Here is a 3,858-nt window from a genome sequence, read left to right on the forward strand (position 1 = left end):
GCTCCACCTGTTAGTTGATCTGCGGGGTCAGTCGGGCCACGCCGGAGCCCGAGCTGCGCAGGGATCAAGCCTGACCGCCCGGAGCAGCTCGGGCTCCGGCGAAAACCCACGGCCGCAACCAAAAGGGCTCAGAGAACCAGACGAGCCTTCTGGAACGCCTCCGCCTCATCCTCGGTGCCGACCTTGCCGTACATGCCGACCATGAGCAGCACCAGGGCGGCCGCCATCACCACGACCACAGTGGTGATGCTGAAGTTGAAGATGTTGGCGTCGGTCCGGATGAACGCGAGACCGGCCAGGCTGACCACCATGAGGCTGTACGCCAGCCACTGGTTGATCGCCACGTCGATGTTGCGGCCGAGCGCGGTGCCGACCAGCACGACGATCCCGAGCAGCACGCTGAGCAGCGAGAAGCCAAGGTTGGTGCCCTGACCGAGGACCCGGGTGTCGTCCTGGGCGAGGATCTCGTTGCCGGTGCTCGCGACGATGCCGAGCACACCGAAGACGACCAGGTACAGACCGGTCAGCCCGCCGATCGCCCGGTAGATCGGCCGCGCGGGGTGGTTGACGGGGGTGTGTGCCATGTCTGTGTCTCCAACGCCGTGGGGTAGGTGTCGCCGACGATTGTCTCGCATGTGGTGGTGTGACGCCGCACACGGGGCCCGGGCCGGCGCGCCCGGCCGGTCAGCTCTCGGGCAGGTCCTCGGCGAGGGTCATCCAGCTCTCCTCGATCCGCTCCCGTTCGGCGCGCAGATCCTTGAGCTGGGTGTCCAACTCGGCGACCCGGGCGTAGTCGGTGGCGTCCGCCGCGAGCTGATCGAGCAGCGTGGTCTCGCGCTGGTCGAGCTTGCTGAGCTGCCGCTCCAGCCGGGTCAGCTCCTTGCGGGCCTGACGGACCTCGGCGGCGGACATGCCACCTCCCGAGGGGACACCAGGCGCGGAGGTCGAGGTGGCGCCCGCCCGAGGAGAGCCGGCCCGCTCGGCGGTCCGCGCGAGGTATTCGTCCACGCCACCCGGCAGGTGCACCAACCGGCCGTCACCGAACATCCCGTACGCCGTGTCGGTGACCCGCTCGATCAGGTACCGGTCATGGCTGGCCACGATGATCGTGCCGGGCCACGAGTCGAGGAGGTCCTCCAGCGAGGCGAGGGTGTCGGTGTCCAGGTCGTTCGTGGGCTCGTCGAAGAGCAGCACGTTGGGTTCCCCGGCCAGCAGCCGCAGCATCTGCAACCGGCGGCGTTCCCCACCGGAGAGGTCACTGACCGGGGTCCAGAGACGGCGGTCGTCGAAGCCGAACACCTCGGCGAGCTGCGAAGCGGAGACCTCCCGGTCGCCGAGCTGAACCCGGCGGGCCACCTCCTCCACCGCCTCCAGCACCCGCAGGTGCCCAGGCAGCTCGGTGAGCTCCTGGGAGAGGAAAGCGGGCCGGACTGTGGAGCCGGTGCCGAGGCGACCGCCATCGGGGCGGGTGATGCCGGCGAGCATCCGCAGCAGCGTGGTCTTGCCGGCGCCGTTGGCACCGAGGATGGCGATCCGGTCGCCGGGGCCGACCAGCCAGGTGACGTCGCGAAGGATCTCCTTCGGACCGGCGTGCAGCTCGACGTTCTCCAGGTCGTAGACCTGCTTGCCCAACCGCGAGGTGGCCATGCGCTGCAACGACATGGTGTCGCGCGCCGGCGGCACGTCGGCGATCAACGCGTTCGCGGCGTCGATGCGGAACTGCGGCTTGGAGGTCCGCGCGGGCGGGCCACGACGCAGCCAGGCGATCTCCTTGCGGAGCAGGTTCTGCCGGCGGGCCTCGGTGGCGGCGGCGACCCGCTCGCGCTCGGCGCGGGCGAGGGTCCAGGCGGCGAAGCCACCCTCGTAGGCGCGGACGGTCTGGTCGGCGACCTCCCAGGTGTTGGTGCAGACCGCGTCCAGGAACCACCGGTCGTGGGTGACCACGACCAGGGCGCCCTTGCGGCCGACCAGGTGCCGGGCCAGCCAGTCGACCCCGCCGACGTCCAGGTGGTTGGTGGGCTCGTCGAGGATGAGCAGGTCGGAGTCGCGCACGAGCAGCGCGGCGAGCGCCACCCGGCGGCGTTCGCCACCGGACATCGGGCCCACCGGCTGGTCGAGGCCGAGGTGCGGCATGCCGAGGCCGTCGAGGATGGCCCGCACCCCGGAGTCGCCGGCCCACTCGTGCTCGGCGCCCATGCCCTCGGCGAGCCAGGCGGTGCCGAGCACCACGTCCCGGACGGTGGCCTCGGGGGCGAGGGCGAGCTGCTGCGGCAGCCAGAGCACACGCAGGTCACGGCGGTGGGTCACCCGACCGTCGTCGGGGTCCTCCTGCTTGGTGAGCAGTCGCAACAGGGTGGACTTGCCGGCGCCGTTGAGGCCGACCACGCCGATCCGGTCGGCGTCGTCCAGGCCGAGCGAGACGTCCGTGAGCAGCCGCCCGGCGGCGCCATACCCCTTGGACACCCGGTCCAGATTGACGATGTTCGCCACGTTCCACCCTTCATGATCAAGGCGTCCCGGTGCCGGCGGGCACCTGGACGCCTGCCCCAAGGGTACGCGGAAGCCCCGAACGCCCGCGCCGCGCGCCAGCAGCTCCGGTGGAACGCGTCGTCAGCCGACGCGGGCGCCGGCTACCGGACCGTGCGCGACCCGCGCCTCCCGGCAGACGCCAGCGGCGGTCAGCTCGGCGGCGATCCGCTCCGCGTCGGCCGCGGTGGCGGCGAGAAACACGCAGGTCGGGCCGGAGCCGGAGACGATGCCGGTGAGCGCGCCGGCTGCCTCGCCGGCCTTCAGCGTGTCGGCCAGCGCCGGGCGCATGGCCAGCGCGGCGTCCTGGAGGTCGTTGCCGAGCGTACGGGCGAGCACCCGGGGGTCACGCTGGCGCAACGCGCCCAGCAGCGCGTCGGTGCTGCCCAGCGGGGCGCCGGCGGCACCGGAGTCGCGGAGCCGATCCAGCTCCCGGTAGGCGGTCGGGGTGGAGAGGCCACCGTCGGCGATCGCCACCACCCAGTGCCAGGAGGTGGGGCGGGCCAGCACGGGGCTGATCGCCTCACCCCGGCCGGTGCCCAGCGCGGTGCCACCGTAGATCAGGAACGGCACGTCGGAGCCGAGGTCGGCGGCGATGCCGGCCAGCTCGTCGCGGGACAGCCCGGTGCCCCAGAGCGCGTCGCAGGCCACCAGCGCGGCGGCGGCGTCGGCGCTGCCACCGGCCAACCCACCGGCGAGCGGGATCTGCTTGCGCAGGTGCAGTCGGGCGTGCGGCAGCACGCCCGCGTACCCGGCGAGGGCGTGCGCGGCGCGGATCACCAGGTTGGTGTCGTCCAGAGCCAGCTCGCCGGTGCCCTCACCCTCCATGGTCAGGGCGAGGGTGTCGCCCCGGCGGGCCGTCAGCTCGTCGTAGATCGAGATGGCGTGGTAGATCGTGTTCAGCTCGTGGTAGCCGTCCCGGCGCAGCGGGCCCACCCCGAGGTGCAGGTTGACCTTCGCGGGCACCCGCACCCGCACCGGGCCGATGGCCCCACGTCGCTCGTCGTCGTCCGGTCGCCAGGCCTCGGTCACGGGGTGATGTCCCGCACGCGCAGGCGGATGTCGAACGGCTTGGCCACGATCAGCTCCTCAGCGTCCTGGGCGGGCACCGCGTCAGCCTACTTCCCGGCCGGCGTACCGACCGGAGCCGACGCGGCGATGGCGGCGAACTGCTCGACGGTCAGTGACTCCCCACGGGCGCCGGGGTCGACGCCGGCGGCGGTGAGCGCCGCGGCGGACGTCGCGGGCAGCCGATCGGTGAGCCGGAACCCGCAGACCCGGTCGTAGTCGGCCAACTGCGCCCGGGCGACGCTCACCCCGCCCACTGTCACC

General features: G+C 72.6%; 3 protein-coding genes and 1 pseudogene. All 4 read right to left on the reverse strand.

Features of this window, described 5'->3' with window-relative positions; all coding sequences use genetic code 11:
- Nucleotides 1-128: 128 nt before the first annotated feature.
- Nucleotides 129-584 (reverse strand): DUF4383 domain-containing protein, encoded by a 456-nt coding sequence (locus tag AB0C20_RS35530; protein WP_357191006.1) that lies wholly within the window; start codon nt 582-584, stop codon nt 129-131.
- Between the two features lie 100 nt (nt 585-684).
- Complete coding sequence (locus AB0C20_RS35535) at nt 685-2,490, reverse strand: ABC-F family ATP-binding cassette domain-containing protein (RefSeq protein ID WP_357569655.1); 1,806 nt, start codon at nt 2,488-2,490, stop codon at nt 685-687.
- A 120-nt stretch (nt 2,491-2,610) separates the two neighbouring features.
- On the reverse strand, nt 2,611-3,558 hold the full coding sequence (locus tag AB0C20_RS35540) for a 4-(cytidine 5'-diphospho)-2-C-methyl-D-erythritol kinase (protein WP_357191001.1): 948 nt from the start codon (nt 3,556-3,558) through the stop codon (nt 2,611-2,613).
- 86 nt (nt 3,559-3,644) lie between these two features.
- A pseudogene (locus tag AB0C20_RS35545) lies at nt 3,645-3,858 on the reverse strand (hypothetical protein); the annotation flags it as partial.

Source organism: Micromonospora sp. NPDC048843, assembly GCF_040649965.1.
Taxonomy (GTDB): Bacteria; Actinomycetota; Actinomycetes; order Mycobacteriales; family Micromonosporaceae; genus Micromonospora; species Micromonospora hortensis.

Bases quoted from the DNA above. Each gene is read 5' to 3' on its own strand.
- AB0C20_RS35530 (WP_357191006.1), bottom strand. From the start codon at position 584: ATGGCACACACCCCCGTCAACCACCCCGCGCGGCCGATCTACCGGGCG.